A 17064-nucleotide genomic window follows, 5' to 3' on the forward strand; every position below is an offset into this window, starting at 1 on the left:
CCGCCACACGATCTGTAGCGGCCCTGTCGTCTGAAAGTCGGTGTTGTGGCATGCGACTTTGGTTTGACTGCCGGCGGGTGTGCCCAGCCCCGAGGCGCGTTATACTGCCGCGCCTTTTTAGCGTCGCGCCAGCAACCCCGGCGTGCCTTGTAAAGGTGTTTGCAGCCGACCGATGCACCCCAACTGCAAGCACCTTATTGAATGTTCCCGTCTTTTAGAGGAGCGCGACTCATGACCGTGATCAAGCAAGACGACCTGATTCAGAGCGTTGCTGACGCCCTGCAGTTCATTTCCTACTACCACCCCGTGGATTTCATCCAGGCGATGCACGAGGCCTACCTGCGTGAAGAATCGCCGGCAGCCCGCGACTCGATGGCGCAGATCCTGATCAACTCGCGCATGTGCGCTACCGGCCACCGTCCGATTTGCCAGGACACCGGTATCGTCACCGTGTTCGTGCGCGTAGGCATGGACGTGCGCTGGGATGGCGCGACCATGAGCCTGGACGACATGATCAACGAAGGCGTGCGTCGCGCCTACAACCTGCCGGAAAACGTCCTGCGCGCTTCCATCCTGGCCGACCCGGCCGGTGCACGGAAAAACACCAAGGACAACACCCCGGCGGTGATCCACTATTCGATCGTCCCGGGTAACACCGTGGAAGTCGATGTGGCAGCCAAGGGCGGCGGCTCCGAGAACAAGTCGAAAATGGCCATGCTCAACCCGTCCGACTCGATCGTTGACTGGGTGCTCAAAACCGTTCCGGAAATGGGCGCTGGCTGGTGCCCACCGGGCATGCTCGGCATTGGCATCGGCGGCACCGCCGAGAAAGCCGCGGTGATGGCCAAGGAAGTGTTGATGGAATCCATCGACATCCACGAGCTGAAAAAACGCGGCCCGTCCAACCGTATCGAAGAGATGCGCCTGGAGCTGTTCGAGAAGGTCAACCAACTGGGCATTGGCGCCCAGGGCCTGGGTGGCCTGACCACCGTGCTCGACGTGAAGATCATGGATTACCCGACCCACGCCGCTTCGTTGCCGGTGTGCATGATCCCCAACTGCGCCGCCACCCGTCACGCGCACTTCGTGCTCGACGGTTCCGGCCCGGCGTCGCTGGAAGCGCCACCGTTGGACGCCTACCCGGAAATCGTCTGGGAAGCCGGCCCGTCGGCCCGCCGCGTCAATCTCGACACCCTGACACCTGAAGAAGTGCAGAGCTGGAAGCCGGGCGAAACCGTCCTGCTGAACGGCAAGATGCTCACCGGTCGCGACGCTGCGCACAAACGCATGGTCGAGATGCTGAACAAGGGTGAAACCCTGCCGGTGGACCTCAAGGGTCGCTTCATCTACTACGTCGGCCCGGTCGATCCGGTACGCGAAGAAGTGGTTGGCCCAGCTGGCCCGACTACCGCGACGCGGATGGACAAGTTCACCCGCCAGATCCTCGAGCAAACCGGCCTGCTGGGCATGATCGGCAAATCCGAACGCGGCCCGACCGCGATCGAAGCGATCAAGGACCACAAGGCTGTTTACCTGATGGCAGTGGGCGGCGCGGCTTACCTGGTGGCGCAAGCGATCAAGAAATCCCGCGTGGTGGCGTTCGCCGAACTGGGCATGGAAGCGATCTACGAGTTCGACGTCAAAGACATGCCGGTGACCGTTGCGGTCGACAGCAAGGGCGAGTCGGTGCACATCACCGGACCTGCCATCTGGCAGAAGAAAATCAGTGAAAGCCTGGCGGTAGAAGTGCAGTAAGTCGTTAACCGCAGGTCAAGAAAGCCGCAGTGTTTGCAAAAACAGTGCGGCTTTTTTTCGCCTGTCATTTGCGCAAGGCGCTACAAACGGATGGCGATAAAAAACCCTGCAGTTAAGCGTATTCGTTCTAGAAAAAACCCTCTCACCTGTCAGGTCTGACAGGTTACGTCGTGTCCCCTACTTGGTAGCGTGAGTCATCCGCTCGTCAGGCTGGAACAGAATCGACCATGGAAGATCAAGCCGCCCAAAGCCTCACCCCGCCTTCGATTACCAAGAGCGCTGCGATTACCACGATTGGCAAAAGCTGGGGTGCCATTGGCACCAGCGGCAAGGCTTCCTTCGAGTTACCGTTGCCGATCTCGCCGGGACGCGGCTTTGATCCGGCACTGGTGCTGAGCTACGACAGCCAGGCAGGCAATGGCCCGTTCGGCTTCGGTTGGCGCTTGAGCATCAACGCCATTACTCGCCAGACCAGCAAAGGCGTGCCGCGCTACCTCGCAGACGATGTCATCGTGGGGCCGAGCGGTGATGAATGGATGCCCGAGCGCGATAAGGATGGGCACATCCAGTTCCGACCAGAGGATCACTATAACGGTGAGCCCGTTGGCAAACACACGGTGATTCGTTACTGGCCTCGAGTCGAAGGCGCCTTCGATCGGATCGAACTCTGGCAATCGAGCACCAGGCTTAACCAGCCGCCTTTCTGGCTGGTACACGGGGCCGACGGCAGTCTGCACATTTATGGCAAGACCGAGGCTTCGCGGCGCGCCGATCCAAACGACGTATTACGGGTTGGCGCCTGGCTGTTGCTCGAAAGCATGAACGCCCATGGCGAACACATCGTCTTCGAGTACAAACCCGAAGACCCGCTCGACGATCAACCCCACGACTACCGGGCCCAACGCTATCTGCGACGGGTGTGTTACGGCAACTTCAGCGCCAGCGCGCATCTGCATGCCTGGACCGTGGACAACCCGGCCGAACTGGATTGGCACTTTCATCTGCTGTTCGACTATGGCGAACGTACGGTGGAGTGGGACAAGAAACCCGTCTTTGGCGAACCGTTTCCACAACCGGACGATGACATCGGCGAGTGGCTGATTCGCCCCGACTCGTTCTTTTCCTATCGCTATAGCTTCGAATTGAGCACCCGCCGCCTGTGCCGGCAGGTTTTGATGTTTCACCACTTCCCCGACGAGCTGGGGCCAAATCCCGCACTGGTCAAGCGCCTGCTCCTGGAATATCACCCGGAGCCGGCGTTCTACAGCCAGCTGCACGCCGCGCACTATCAAGCCTACGACGCCAGTGGTGCGGTGGAAAACATGCCGCCCATGGAATTCGAGTACTCAGCGCCTGACATCAACACCCAGTCAACTCCGTTCTTCCCTTTTGAACACATGCCAGGCATCCAGGATGGGCAACACCATCAATGCATCGACCTGTACGGCGAGGGTGTACCCGGTTTCCTCTGCCAATACGATCAGAGCTGGTACTACCGCGAACCGATGCGAGGGCCGAACCACCCCGATGAAATAACCTACGGCCCGTGGCGGGAATTGCCGAGCATCCCGGTCACCGATGGCAGCAAACCGGTGAAGCAGTCGCTGAACGACCTGACCGGTGATGGCTTTTTCGACTGGATCGTTGCACAACCGGCTTTCAGTGGTTTCTATGCCCTCAACCCTGATCGCAGCTGGTCGCCGTTCAGCCCCTTCACCTCCTTTCCCCTGGAGTTTTTCAACGCTGTGGCACAGTTCGGCGACCTGACAGGCAGCGGCCTCAGTTCACTGGCGCTGATCGGCCCAAAAAGCGTGCGTCTTTACCCCAGCCTTCGTAAAGACGGCTTCGGTCCCGTGGAGGACGTGCCCCATGAGCCGAACGACAGCCTGCCATTGTTCAGCAACTCACGCAGCGAACTGGTATTTCTCGGCCATATGCTGGGCAACGAACTGCCGGACCTGTGCCGGATTCGCCACGACGAAATCAAATGCTGGCCGAACCTGGGTCACGGACGTTTCGGCAAAGGGTTCGTCATGGACACCTTGCCCCTCGAGTACGGGACATTCGACGCGGCGCGGGTGCGAATCGTCGACATCGATGGCTGCGGTGCCACGTCGGTGATTTACCTGCATTCGGATCACTTCGATATCTACCTCAATCTCGGCGGCAATCGACTCAGGCAAACACCGATCAGCGTGGCCTGGCCCGAGGGTGTGCGCTACGACACTCTGAGCCAGGTCAACTTCGCCGACCTGCAAGGGCTCGGCTGCGCCAGTTTGATCTTCACAGTGCCGTACCCATCGCCACGGCACTGGCGTTATGACTTTGTCAGCGTGCGGCCTTACGCGCTGATAGCGACCAATAACAATATGGGCTGCAGTGGCACCGTGCGCTACCGCAGTTCGGCACAAGAATGGCTGGATGAAAAACGACAATCGCCGGATGCCGATAAACCGCCGCCCTGCTACCTGCCGTTCCCGGTACGGGTGGTCAGCCACCAGAGTCAGCTCGATGAAATTACCGGCAACTGCCTGAATCAGTTCTTCCGCTACTTCCATGGCTATTACGACAGCCATGACCGCGAGTTTCGCGGCTTTGGATTACTGCACCAAACCGACAGTGAAACCAGCCAGGAGGAAGGCGATAGCGGTTTTACCGCGCCCACATTGACCTGCACCTGGTTCCATACCGGACGCAGGGTGAACTTGCCTCGCGAGGACTACTTCAACGGTGACGACCAGGCCCATCGCTTGGGTGACACGCTGATCAGTCGCTTCCACGAGAACGACGGCGTCGATGAACTCATCGAACCCACTGACGAAGCCACCCTGCACGAAATTGCCCGGGCACTGAGTGGCTCGGTGCTGCGCGTGGAAGTCTTCGGGCTACACAAAGACCGCGTCGCGGCCATGCCCTACTCGGTGGAGCAGTCACGTTATCTGGTGCGAGAACTCAGGCCCATGGCGCCGCACCATCCCCATGCGATTGTCCTGCCGTTGCGGGTCGAAAACATCAGCTACCAGTACGAACGCCACGTCGACGATCCGCTGTGTCGTCATGAAATCACCCTGCAGTGGGACCGCTTCGGCACGCCTGTTCACGCGTTGACCGTCAACTATGCACGGCGCAAAACCGAAAAGGATGCCCCACCCTTCGCAGATCCCGATGAGGCTCAATGGTGGCTGGATGCCCACGATGAAGCTCAACAGCGTTATTACCTGAGCGAATCGCGTGCCCGGTTCATTCACCTGGACGCGCTGCACGGCTGGCGACTGCGGCTTGCCGTGGCGCCAACGCCTCAATGTGCTGGAGCTGCCCAAAGGCTCGCTGCCTGCCGGGCTCAAGCCCGAAGAAGTGTCGTATGAACGCCTGAACCAATCCCACACGTGGGAGGAGTGGAACGCGTTGCGGCAGTTGAGCCAGTTATCGCGGCAAAGCTATCTGTCCACTGACGGCAGCCTGTTGCCAGACGGCAGCGCCCAGCTCCAGGCATTGGCGGGGCCCCTGGAACGGGCGGAATATGACAAGACGGCTCTGGACGCTTATGACACCTTGCCGGCGCCCTTCGACATCAGGGAGGAACTGCTGAACATCGGCTTCAAACCCATGCCGTTGTTTCTCGACGAAGACAAGGAACAAGACCAGCAGGAAAACCTCTGGTCGGGCCTGCACGGTTTTTCCCGTTATGACGACCTCGACGGTTTCAACAAAGTACTGCAATTCAATGCAACCGCCAGTCACGGCGTTACCACGATCAGCTACGACCCCTATCACTTGCTGACCACGGCAGTCGAGTTGCCGGACGGCTGCATCACACGCGCCGAATTCGACTACCACGCACTCCAGCCAAAACGCGTCATCGATGCCAACGAGAATATTCAGGAAGCGCTCTACGAACCCTCCGGGCAACCGCTGGCCACGGGCTTCTTTGGCACTGAAAACGGCGCGCACGTCGGTTTCGATCCCCTCGATAAACACCTTCTCCCTGAAGATCGAAGCCCTGGCGCCGCCATCGGAGCTCCGGTCGCCGCCCTGCAACGAGCGGCCAGCGTATTGCGCAAGGACTTGCTCAGCTGGATGGGCACGTTGCCCGATACGGCGCGCCAGCCCCCTGATCGGTTAGCCCGGTGGATCGCACAAGGCTACATTCTGCCGTCCCTGCATATTCGCGCCTCCGCTCGCCTGCGTCTTGCCAGGCTCAAGGCCAGAACAGCGGATGAGCAGACGCTGCTGGAGCTGATTCGCCGTGTTACGCGTGAACCCGTGCACAGCCTGGTGCTGACCGCCGATGACTATCCAGACGCCGAAACGGGCCAGCAAATCCAGATGCAACTGACCTGCATCGATGGCTTTGGCCGGACCTTGCAAACCAAGCAGCGGGTTGAGCCGGGCATGGCTTATGCGGTCACATCACTAGGTGAGCTGGAACTCGACCCCGAGACCGGCAAACCGCAGGAGCGTCACGCCGACCCGCGCTGGCGCGTCAGCGAACGGGTGGAATACAACAACAAGGGCTTGGCCGTGCGGGTCTATCGCCCCTACTTTGCCAACGCCTGGCGCTACATCAACGATGCATCGTTTCGCCGGTTCGGCCATCACGACCAGCAGTTTTATGATCCGTTGGGCCGACCGGTCAAAATCATCAATGCCAAAGGCTATGAGTCTCGCGAGACCTACCACCCCTGGTTTCAAACCAGTGAAGATTTCAACGACACCCATGAACCTGAGCCCGATAAACGCCAGGACCGGAACACGCCATGAACCTTCAGGTGCATCGCAATACTCCGACCCTGAAGGTCAACGACAACCGTGGTTTGACCGTTCGGCACGTCGAATACCTGCGCAAGGTCATCGGCGGTCCCGTGGAAACCCTCGTTAGCCGACAGTTCCATGACCCCATCGGACGCTTGATCGCGCAATGGGACCCGCGACTGTTCGGTATCGCCCCAAAGCCCAACATTTCCACGGTCCATGGGTTATCCGGCAATGCACTGCGGGTCGACAGCGTCGACGCCGGTCTGCGTTTGAACCTGCTCGGGGTCGCCGGGCAAGCGCTGCGACGCTGGGATGGGCGCGGTTGTCACTGGCAAACCGATTACGATCCGCAGTTGCGCATGATCGCCCTGCACGAACAGCCGCCCGGGCAGCCGCAGACCATCGTCGAACGCCTCAATTACGCCGACCATTCGGCCGATCCGGGCCACAACCTGCGTGGTCGGAAAACGGCTCTGGAGGATCCGGCGGGCAGGCTGGACTTCGCAGGTTTCAGCCTGCTGGGCGCGCCGTTGAGCGAAACCCGAACATTCCTCGACGGCAAGGCCTGCAGCACCTCGTGGCACTACAGCGCCAATGGCGCGGAACTGACCCGGACCGATGCCGCCGGCCATCGACAGCACACTCGCTTCGACCTCGCGGGGCAGCTCAAGCAGAGCTTTCTTCAGCTAAAGGATGAGGACTTGCTGCAACCGGTATTGCAGGGTTTGACCTACAACGCGTTCGCTCAAATTGAAACGAAAACCGCTGGCAACGGCGTTGTCAGCACCTGGACCTATGACCCTGCCGATGGTCGCCTGACGAATCAAAGGGCCGGAATCCCAGGGCAACCACTGCTTCAAAACCTCGGTTATTACTACGACCGCATGGGCAACATCCTGCGTATCGAGGATCACCGTTTCAAACCGGTATTCTTTGCCAACCAGCGAGTCGATGGCCACCGTGACTTTGCCTATGACTCGCTGTCCCGGCTGATCCGTGCCAGCGGTTTTGAAGTGGCCAGCGCCACGATCCGCCCGGGGCTGCCCGAGTTGATCGTGCCTATCGATCCGAGCCGCCTCCTCAATTACACCGAGCGCTACTATTACGATCAGGGTGGCAACCTGACGACGCTCTGTCACCAGCGTGAAGGCAACTGTTACACCCATCACCTGCGCATCGCCCCCAATAGCAATCGGGGCCTCGCCTGGAAGGAAGACGACCCCGAGCCGGTGTTTGAGGAAGGCTTCGATGATCATGGCAATCAGCTGATGCTGCAAAAAGGTCAGCCACTGGCCTGGAATCATCGCGACCAGCTGGGCAGCGCCACCCTGATCAAGCGCGACACAGGGGACGATAAGGAAACCTACGCTTACAGCCATGGCGTGCGTGTACACAAACAGCTGATCACACACGCCGGGGCCGTCCGCCACCGCTGCGATGTCCGCTACTTGCCGGGGCTGGAAAATCGCACCCTCGACGACAGCGAAGAACTCCACGTCATTACCCTTCCCGGCAGCGTGCGCTGCCTGCACTGGGTCAAGGGCCAACCCGCCGGGATTGAACAAGATCAACTGCGCTACAGCCTCGACGATCACCTGGGCTCCAGCACCCTCGAACTGGACCGCAACGGCGCAGTGATCAGCCACGAGTTGTACTCCCCCTTCGGCAGAACCTGCTGGTGGGCGGCGCGCTCGACCGTGGAGGCCAGTTACAAAACCATCCGTTACTCAGGCAAGGAGATGGATGTGAGCGGGCTTTGTTACTTCGGGCTGCGCTATTGCGCACTCTGGCTGCAACGCTGGGTCAGTGCCGATCCCAAGGGCGCGGTGGATGGGCTGAACCGGTATGCGATGGTGGGTAACAACCCGATGAGTTATATCGACAACGATGGCGGCGCAAGATCGGGGTTCTGGGAACGAGCCACCAGCCTGTTCAAAACGGCAGCCGACGTAGGCAGTAAAGTCGATGACGCGGCAAAGAACTTTGATGGCCCTGATGACGAAGCTCATGTCACTCCCGAGATCAGAAGCGGCATGACCTTTCGCAAGTACCTCTTTTCAAAAAATGGTCTGTCGGCCTTTGGCTTGGGAGCGACCGTAGGCGCGACGTTAGGGGGTGCGGCCGGGACGTTCGCACCGGTCATAGGGAACGCGGTTGGAGGCATGGTGGGTGGCTTGATTGGAGGCCTTCTCGCGTCCTATGTGCGTTACCGTTTTTTCAAGCAAGGCATACGCGTCGCCGAAACGTTGCAGACCGAACAGATCAGGAATGTCACCCGCGATCTCTCCAATGGCGCCAATGACCTGGCCAACGGCAAGCTCCCGGAAGCACTTCAAAACAAGCTGGATGATTTCCGCGAAAAAGCCGTGACCTCGTTAATGGAGCAATTGTCGCCGCTGGATCAACTTGAAGTGCTGGAGCAAATGCGCCGAGGCATCGATATTCATGACGCCCTGCGCTCAAAAATCGACAGCGCCCAAAACGCGTTGACCGAAGCCGCTAACGTACTGGCAGAACTCAAGGGTCAGGCCACCGAACTCGGTAACTCCGCCAGCAACATGGGTAAAAACGTTGTCCTGATGATTGATGAAGCCGGCAAGTTCGTATCGCGCGAGGCGCCGGGAGCTACATCAGAGCAACGCCCTATTCCCAAACCAAGGACCCGAAGAGCGCTTGAAACAGCGGTATGAGACCCTAGCCCGTCAATGACAATTGACAGGGCCAGGATGCTGAAGAAAAACACCCGAGCAGACCCGATGAGCACAAATGTCCACTGGCGCACACCTGAACTGAAAGCCAACGACTCTCGCGGCTTGTCGATCCGTCGGGTCGGTTATCTGCGCAAGGTCGCTGGTGGAGCGCTGGAAACACTGATCACCCGGCAACGCCATGACACGCTCGGACGGCTGGTCGAGCAATGGGACCCGCGACTGTTCGGCAAGGCCCCCAAACCTAACCAGGCCACAGTCTATCGACTGTCGGGCGAAGCGCTCAGGGTCGACAGCGTCGACGCCGGTCTGCGCCTGAGCCTGGCCGGACTGGCCGGTGAAATGCTTCAACATTGGGATCAACGCGGTCATCACTGGCGAACCACCTACGATCACCTGATGCGCGTGGTCGCTGTCGAGGAAAATGCTCAACCGAAGGTCGAAACCTTTACCTACGCCGGCGCCTCCGCCGACCCCGGGCACAATCGACGCGGCCAGCTTATCGAACTGATCGATCGCGCAGGCGTGTTGAGTTTCAGCGGTTTCAGCCTGCACGGTCAGCCATTGAGTGAAACCCGCACCTTTCCCGACACCCATCGCTACACCAGCCACCGACACTACAGCGCCCTCGGCGTGGTGCTGACCCAGACCGATGCCGGCGCCCATCAGCAGCACACGCGCTATGACATTGCCGGGCAACTCAAGCAGGTCATGCTGCAACTCGACACCGCCAGCCCGCGTCAAGACATTCTCAACGACGCGCAGTACAACGCTGCCGGCCAGATCATCGAACAGAACGCCGGCAACGGCGTGATCAGCACCTGGGGCTACGACTCTGTCGACGGTCGACTGCATACGCTCAAAGCCGGAAAACCCGGCAAAGCGCTGTGCCAGAACCTTGAGTATGTCCATGACCGCATGGGCAATGTGCTGCGCATCGAAGACCACACACTGACCACGGTATTCTTCGCCAATCAGCGCATCGACGGTCATCGCGAGTTTGCCTATGACTCGCTGTACCGGCTGACACGGGCGAGCGGTTTCGAGGCTGAAAAACCCAATCTCCAGCCGGGCTTGCCAGACTTGATCACGCCCATCGACCCCGGTCGCCGCTTCAACTACACCGAGCATTACCAATACGATCAAGCCAACAACCTGACGACAGTGTGTCACCGCCGCGACGGCAACACCTTCACTCGCCAGATGCGCATCGATGAACACAGCAACCGCGGCGTGCGTTGGGAGGAAGGTGATCCAGAGCCGATTTTCGATGAACTCTTCGACCCCAACGGCAACCAGTTACTGCTGCAACGTGGCCAGCCGCTGAACTGGAATGCCCGTGACCAACTGGCCAAAGTGACCTTGCTCGTACACAGCAACGGCCTGCCCGACGATGAAGAAACCTGTCTCTATAGCCAAGGAGTGCGGGTCTGCAAACACCATGTATGGCATACCCCGTCCGCTAACCACTTCCACAACGTGCGCTATCTGCCGGGGCTTGAAATCCGCACCCGCGACGACGGCCAACAATTGCATGTCATCACCCTCTCGACCGGCGTGGGCAGTGTGCGTTGCCTGCATTGGGTCAGTGGAAAACCCGCCGGCATCGAGCCCGATCAAATGCGTTACCACCTCGGTGATCATCTGGGCTCCACCGCTCTGGAGCTGGATCGCGGCGGCGCGGTGATCAGTCTGGAGTTCTATTACCCCTACGGCGGCACCTGCTGGTACGCGGCGCTCTCCCACGTGGAGGCCGATCACAAGACCCTTCGCTATTCAGGCAAGGAGATGGATGCCAGTGGGCTTTATGACTATGGCGCCAGGTATTACGCGCCCTGGTTGCAGCGCTGGATCAGCGCCGATCCGATGGGGGATGTGGACGGGCTGAATCGGTATGCGATGGTGAGCAATAATCCACTTCGCTATTTCGATGACACCGGCGGCAACAAGGAAGAAAGCGAGATCAAGCAACAGTTGGCCGATTACTCCGAAATCACCTTCATTGCACAAAAAAACCTGGGAGTTCTGAATGATCAGTTGAGCAACAGTTTCTACAAAAAAGACATCGTGAAAAGGCTCGGGAAAAACACCGCCGCCAACTTCATTAAAGCCGGTGTAAAAACCGCTGCCGGTAGCGCAGCAACACTGGCCGCCGCCCCCCTCCTGGGACCGGCGGCACTGTTTGCCGGATTTGCAGCCTCATATGGCGCTGAAACAACCATGGAAAAAACGGACACCAGCGGAAAATTCTTTGCGCCCCTCGTCCCGCAAGTAACACAAATCAGTCATGCAAAAATTCTGTATGACGGCACCACGAAGCCTTATGCGCTGCACAAGAAAGCCCAGAATGCTCTTCAAACATACGATCTACGCACCCTCAAAGGTCTCAAGGCGTCTATCAGACTGGCAGGATCGGCCTTGCTCGGACTGGTGATGGAACTCCCAAACGCGTTTATTTCGTCACTGATATCAGCCGCCGATGCAACCGAATTGATGAGCGGGCTGTCCCCCCGAAAAATTGAAAAACTCAATAACGAATTAATTGAACTGGACCACAATTTTGCAAAAGACGCCCAGACGATCGATGAAGCGTTCCAGCTTCTAGGCGTCGAAGCGTTCGAGCTGGACGGTTTGAGCGCCATCATCAGCACCGCAAAAGACGCGCTCACTCCCAGCATCGAGACAGGAAACTCCAGCATTATCAGCAAATCAGAGATTCAGTCACAGATCAGCGAAACTCGAGTCGCCGTACAAAAGGCAAGAGAGTTACTGCATCAACACACAGTGCACAATAAACACCGGGCGGCCTGATTCTGATCGCCACAAGAGACGAGCCGGCCCGATGGTTTGCGCATGGGAACCCACATCATCGACATGCTATGGTGCCGGCCCGTCTTTCTGCATGTTTCTGACACCATGCCTGTGACCTCTCGTGCTTTACGCTTGACGCTGTACACCCTGCTGATCATTGCCGGTGCTGCATTGGCAGCCGGCCTGGCCATGCGCCACGCCGAACGCCAGGCCGAGGTGGACGATGCCGCCCGCGCCAATCAGCAGCTGGCGCTGTACGCCAATTCCCTGCACACGCTGATCGAACGTTACCGCGCCCTGCCCGCCGTACTGGCGCTGGACCCGGAACTACGCTCGGCGCTCGATGGCCCGGTCAGCCCGCAGCAGCAAGACGCGCTGAACCGCAAACTGGAAAAGATCAACGGCGCGGCCCAGTCGTCCACCCTGGAACTGCTGGATCACACCGGCCTGGCCGTGGCTGCCAGCAATTGGCGCTTGCCCAGCAGCTACGTTGGCCACAACTACGGCTTTCGGCCCTACTTCAGCCAAACCCGCAGCCAGGGCGCCGGGCGCTTTTACGCGGTGGGCGTGACCAGTGGAATTCCCGGGTATTTTCTGTCCAGTGCGGTGACGGGCGATAACGGCGAGTTTCTCGGCGCCATGGTGGTGAAACTCGAGTTTCCGGAGCTGGAGCGCGAATGGCGTCAAGGCAGTGACACCCTGCTGGTCAGCGATGCGCGGGGCATTGTGTTTATCGCCAATCAGCCGGGGTGGCGCTATCGGTTGCTGGGCACGCTATCGGACACTGATCGCGCCGAGCTCAAAACCACCCGCCAATACGACAAGCAACCACTGACCCCGCTCGACCATCAACCGATTCGGCGCTTTGACGAAAACAGTTACCTGGCCCGCGTCGACGGCCCCGACGGCACAGCGGATTACCTGTGGGAATCGCTGCCCTTGAGCACCGAAGGCTGGACCTTGCACCTGTTGCGGCGCCCGCAGTTGGCCTTCGAAGATGTGCGAAACGCCGGGCTGGCCGCTGCCGGAGTGTGGCTGACGCTGGTGTTTTTGCTGCTGTTCCTCAGCCAGCGTTGGCGTCTGGCCAGGTTGCGCCAGCGCAGCCGCGAAGAGCTTGAACGCTTGGTCGAAGAGCGTACTCGCGAGCTGCGCACCGCTCAGGACGGTCTGGTGCAATCAGCCAAACTCGCGGCGCTGGGGCAAATGTCAGCGGCGCTGGCCCATGAAATCAACCAGCCACTCACCGCCCAGCGCATGCAGCTCGCGACCTTGCGCCTGTTGCTCGATCACGGCCGGGTCGACGACGCGTATAAAGCGCTGAAGCCGGTGGATGAGATGCTGACGCGCATGGCCGCCCTCACCGGTCACCTCAAGACATTCGCCCGTAAAAGCCCCAGCGGTTTGCGCGAGCGGCTGGACCTGGCAGCGGTGGTCGATCAATCCTTGCAGTTGCTTGACGCTCGGCTGCGCGATGAACAGATCGACAGTGTGTTGCACCTGAGTCGCCCGGCCTGGGTTCGCGGCGATGCGATTCGCCTGGAACAGGTGCTGATCAATCTGCTGCGCAATGCCCTCGATGCGATGCGTGACAAACCCGTCAAGCGCCTGGAAATCCGCCTTGAAGCCGATGAACAACTGTGGCGCCTGACCGTCGCCGACAGCGGTGGCGGTATTGCGCCGCAGGATCTACCGAAAGTCTTCGATCCGTTCTTCACCACCAAACCGGTGGGTGATGGCCTGGGCCTCGGGCTGGCGGTATCGTTCGCCATCGTGCATGAACTCGGTGGTCGCCTGAGTGCCGACAATCACGGCGACGGCGCGGTCTTCACCCTCACCTTGCCCATCGATCTGGAGGCGCACATTCAATGTTGAACGCGGTGATCGTGGTCGATGACGAAAGCAGCATTCGCAATGCCGTCGAACAGTGGCTGAGCCTCTCGGGGTTCGAGGTCAAACTGTTCAGCCGCGCCGATGAATGCCTGGCGCAGTTGCCGGCGAATTTCCCGGGGGTGATCCTCAGCGATGTGCGGATGCCCGGCATGACCGGCCTGGAACTGCTGGCCCGGCTGCAACAGCGGGACGCCGATTTGCCGGTGATCCTGCTGACCGGTCACGGCGATGTGCCGATGGCCGTTGAAGCCATGCGCGATGGCGCCTACGACTTCCTCGAAAAACCCTTCAGCCCGGAAACCTTGCTCAGCAGCCTGCGTCGGGCGCTGGACAAACGTCGACTGGTGCTGGAAAACCGCACCCTGCACGAACAGGCCGACAACCGCAGCAAACTCGACGCCAGCCTGCTCGGCGTCTCCCGTGGTTTGCAGACCCTGCGTCGGCAAGTGCTGGACCTTGCGGCGCTGCCGGTGAACGTGCTGATCCGCGGCGAAACCGGCAGCGGCAAAGAGCTGGTCGCCCGCTGCCTGCATGATTTCGGCCCGCGCGCCAACAAGCCGTTCGTGGCACTGAACTGTGCCGCAATCCCCGAGCAGCTGTTCGAAGCCGAGTTGTTCGGTCATGAAAGCGGTGCCTTCACCGGCGCTCAGGGCAAACGTATCGGCAAGCTTGAATACGCCGATGGCGGCACCTTGTTCCTCGATGAAATCGAAAGCATGCCGCTGGCTCAGCAGGTCAAATTGCTGCGCGTGTTGCAGGAGCAAAAGCTCGAACGACTGGGCTCCAACCAGAGCATTCACGTGGACCTGCGGATCATTGCCGCAACCAAACCCGACCTGCTCGATGAAGCCCGCGCCGGGCGTTTCCGCGAAGACCTGGCGTATCGACTGAACGTTGCGGAGTTGCGCCTGCCGCCGTTGCGCGAACGGCGTGAGGACATTCCGTTACTGTTCGAACACTTCGCTCATGCCGCCGCGCAGCGGCTGGGACGCAGCTTTCCGCCTCTGAGCGGCCCGCAGTTGAGTCGGTTGCTGAGCCACGACTGGCCGGGCAATGTGCGCGAACTGGCGAACGTCGCCGAGCGCCAGGTGCTGGGCCTGGGCGAACCGGAACCGGTCGGCATCGAACCCGGCCAGTCCCTCGCCGCCCAGCAGGAAGCCTTCGAAGCACAGTGCCTGCGAGCCGCGCTGACCCGGCACAAGGGCGATATCAAAGCCGTGCTGGAAGAACTGCAACTGCCGCGCCGGACCTTCAATGAAAAGATGCAGCGGCATGGGCTGAGCCGAGAAACATTCCTGCGAGAAAGCTGAATTTTTGTACTGTCTGTAACGGCCTCATCGCGAGCAGGCTCGCTCCCACACTTGATCCAGGGTGTACATAAATTTTGTGTAATACGCCGATCCACTGTGGGAGCGAGCCTGCTCGCGATGAGGCAGGTACAGACAACGCAAATCAATGAACTGGATAAGCGGCTTTTCGCCTGTCACCCAATCTGAATAAGCGGATTTCCGCTCACTCATTCCCGTAACCCCCTCTAAACCGGCCCTCTCCCCCTTGGCACAGCTCCTGCTATAGCCCTCCCAGGCTGCGTTTACGCGCGCTCCACAAAAACAATTAAATGAAGGATCCGTCATGGATAACTCACAAACCCTGCCTCTTGGGTCGGCCGCTGTGCCTGCCAAAGAAAAGACCACGGCCAGCCGCATCAAGTCGATCTTCAGCGGCTCTGTCGGCAACATGGTCGAGTGGTACGACTGGTATGTCTACGCCGCCTTCTCGCTGTACTTCGCCAAAGCCTTTTTCCCCAAAGGCGACACCACCGCCCAACTGCTGAACACCGCTGCGATTTTCGCCGTGGGCTTTCTGATGCGCCCGATCGGCGGCTGGCTGATGGGCCTGTATGCCGACCGCGCCGGACGTAAAGCGGCGCTGATGGCGTCGGTGTACCTGATGTGCTTTGGCTCGCTGATCATCGCGTTGAGCCCGGGTTATGAAACCATCGGCGTCGGCGCACCGATTCTGTTGGTGTTCGCCCGTTTGCTGCAGGGCCTGTCGGTCGGCGGCGAGTACGGCACCTCGGCGACTTACCTGAGCGAAATGGCGACCAAGGAACGTCGCGGCTTCTTCTCGAGCTTCCAGTACGTCACGCTGATCTCCGGCCAGCTCATCGCCCTGGGCGTGCTGATCGTGCTGCAGCAAACCCTGACCACCGAACAACTGTACGATTGGGGCTGGCGTATTCCGTTTGCCATCGGTGCACTGTGTGCCATCGTCGCGTTGTACCTGCGTCGCGGGATGGAAGAAACCGAGTCGTTCGCCAAGAAAGAGAAGTCCAAAGAAAGCGCCATGCGCACCCTGCTGCGTCATCCCAAGGAACTGATGACCGTGGTCGGCCTGACCATGGGCGGCACCCTGGCCTTCTACACCTACACCACCTACATGCAGAAATACCTGGTGAACACGGTCGGCATGAGCATCTCCGACTCCACCACCATTTCGGCGGCCACGCTGTTCCTGTTCATGTGCCTGCAACCGGTCATCGGCGGCTTGTCGGATAAAGTCGGGCGGCGGCCGATCCTGATCGCCTTCGGCATTCTCGGCACCCTGTTCACCGTGCCGATCCTCACCACCCTGCACACCATCCAGACCTGGTGGGGCGCGTTCTTCCTGATCATGGCGGCGCTGATCATCGTCAGCGGCTACACCTCGATCAACGCGGTGGTCAAAGCCGAACTGTTCCCCACCGAAATCCGCGCCCTGGGCGTCGGCCTGCCGTATGCGCTGACCGTGTCGATCTTCGGCGGTACCGCTGAATACATCGCCCTGTGGTTCAAGAGCATTGGTATGGAAACCGGTTACTACTGGTATGTCACCGCCTGCATCGCGGTGTCGTTGCTGGTGTATGTGACCATGAAAGACACCCGCAAACACTCGCGGATCGAGACTGACTGACCATCACATAGAGGTTGGCAGTACTGGCCACATCGCGAGCAGGCTCGCTCCCACATTAGATCGATGTCAGACATAAAATCTGTGTCTGACTCGGTCAGTGTGGGAGCGAGCCTGCTCGCGATGGCCATTACTAGGTCCCGAGCCGATCAAGACAACTCAGCAGCCCCACGACTCGCGTACGTGTTCTGCACAC

7 protein-coding genes are annotated in these 17064 nt (G+C 59.7%); all 7 read left to right on the forward strand.

The genetic code is table 11. The features are described 5' to 3' along the window. Positions 1 to 231 precede the first annotated feature (231 nt). The 7 genes from AC1DIH_RS14130 to AC1DIH_RS14160 all read left to right on the forward strand — a co-directional run bounded on the left by AC1DIH_RS14130 (position 232) and on the right by AC1DIH_RS14160 (position 16871). Complete coding sequence (locus AC1DIH_RS14130) at positions 232 to 1755, forward strand: fumarate hydratase (protein ID WP_054593746.1); 1524 nt, start codon at positions 232 to 234, stop codon at positions 1753 to 1755. Positions 1756 to 1982: 227 nt separating this feature from the next. Beyond that, the gene (locus AC1DIH_RS14135) at positions 1983 to 5120 is read left to right on the forward strand and encodes a SpvB/TcaC N-terminal domain-containing protein (protein ID WP_477772135.1); all 3138 of its coding nucleotides are present in this window, start codon (positions 1983 to 1985) and stop codon (positions 5118 to 5120) included. A gap of 1392 nt (positions 5121 to 6512) precedes the next feature. Next, positions 6513 to 9200: an RHS repeat domain-containing protein gene (locus AC1DIH_RS14140; protein ID WP_477772136.1), complete on the forward strand. Its 2688-nt coding sequence runs from the start codon at positions 6513 to 6515 to the stop codon at positions 9198 to 9200. A gap of 66 nt (positions 9201 to 9266) precedes the next feature. Next, a complete protein-coding gene (locus AC1DIH_RS14145; RefSeq protein WP_477772137.1) occupies positions 9267 to 12029 on the forward strand; it encodes an RHS repeat domain-containing protein in 2763 nt (920 codons plus the stop codon). A gap of 63 nt (positions 12030 to 12092) precedes the next feature. After that, complete coding sequence (locus AC1DIH_RS14150; protein WP_477772158.1) at positions 12093 to 13901, forward strand: sensor histidine kinase; 1809 nt, start codon at positions 12093 to 12095, stop codon at positions 13899 to 13901. Next, positions 13895 to 15229, forward strand: coding sequence for a sigma-54-dependent transcriptional regulator (locus AC1DIH_RS14155; RefSeq protein WP_477772138.1), 1335 nt, complete (start codon positions 13895 to 13897; stop codon positions 15227 to 15229). Before AC1DIH_RS14150 ends, AC1DIH_RS14155 begins: the two co-directional genes overlap by 7 nt. Positions 15230 to 15551: 322 nt before the next feature. Next, positions 15552 to 16871 carry an MFS transporter gene (locus AC1DIH_RS14160; protein ID WP_477772139.1) on the forward strand — a complete coding sequence of 440 codons (1320 nt, stop codon included), beginning with the start codon at positions 15552 to 15554 and terminating at the stop codon, positions 16869 to 16871. The last annotated feature ends 193 nt before the right edge of the window (positions 16872 to 17064 follow it).

The organism is Pseudomonas sp. 05N36 (assembly GCF_056397385.1).

What these genes read in the sequence shown, in the direction of transcription:
- AC1DIH_RS14160 (WP_477772139.1), top strand. Translation starts at nt 15,552, where the DNA reads ATGGATAACTCACAAACCCTGCCTCTTGGGTCGGCCGCTGTGCCTGCC.
- AC1DIH_RS14155 (WP_477772138.1), top strand. Translation starts at nt 13,895, where the DNA reads ATGTTGAACGCGGTGATCGTGGTCGATGACGAAAGCAGCATTCGCAAT.
- AC1DIH_RS14135 (WP_477772135.1), top strand. Translation starts at nt 1,983, where the DNA reads ATGGAAGATCAAGCCGCCCAAAGCCTCACCCCGCCTTCGATTACCAAG.
- AC1DIH_RS14145 (WP_477772137.1), top strand. Translation starts at nt 9,267, where the DNA reads ATGAGCACAAATGTCCACTGGCGCACACCTGAACTGAAAGCCAACGAC.
- AC1DIH_RS14150 (WP_477772158.1), top strand. Translation starts at nt 12,093, where the DNA reads ATGCTATGGTGCCGGCCCGTCTTTCTGCATGTTTCTGACACCATGCCT.
- AC1DIH_RS14140 (WP_477772136.1), top strand. Translation starts at nt 6,513, where the DNA reads ATGAACCTTCAGGTGCATCGCAATACTCCGACCCTGAAGGTCAACGAC.
- AC1DIH_RS14130 (WP_054593746.1), top strand. Translation starts at nt 232, where the DNA reads ATGACCGTGATCAAGCAAGACGACCTGATTCAGAGCGTTGCTGACGCC.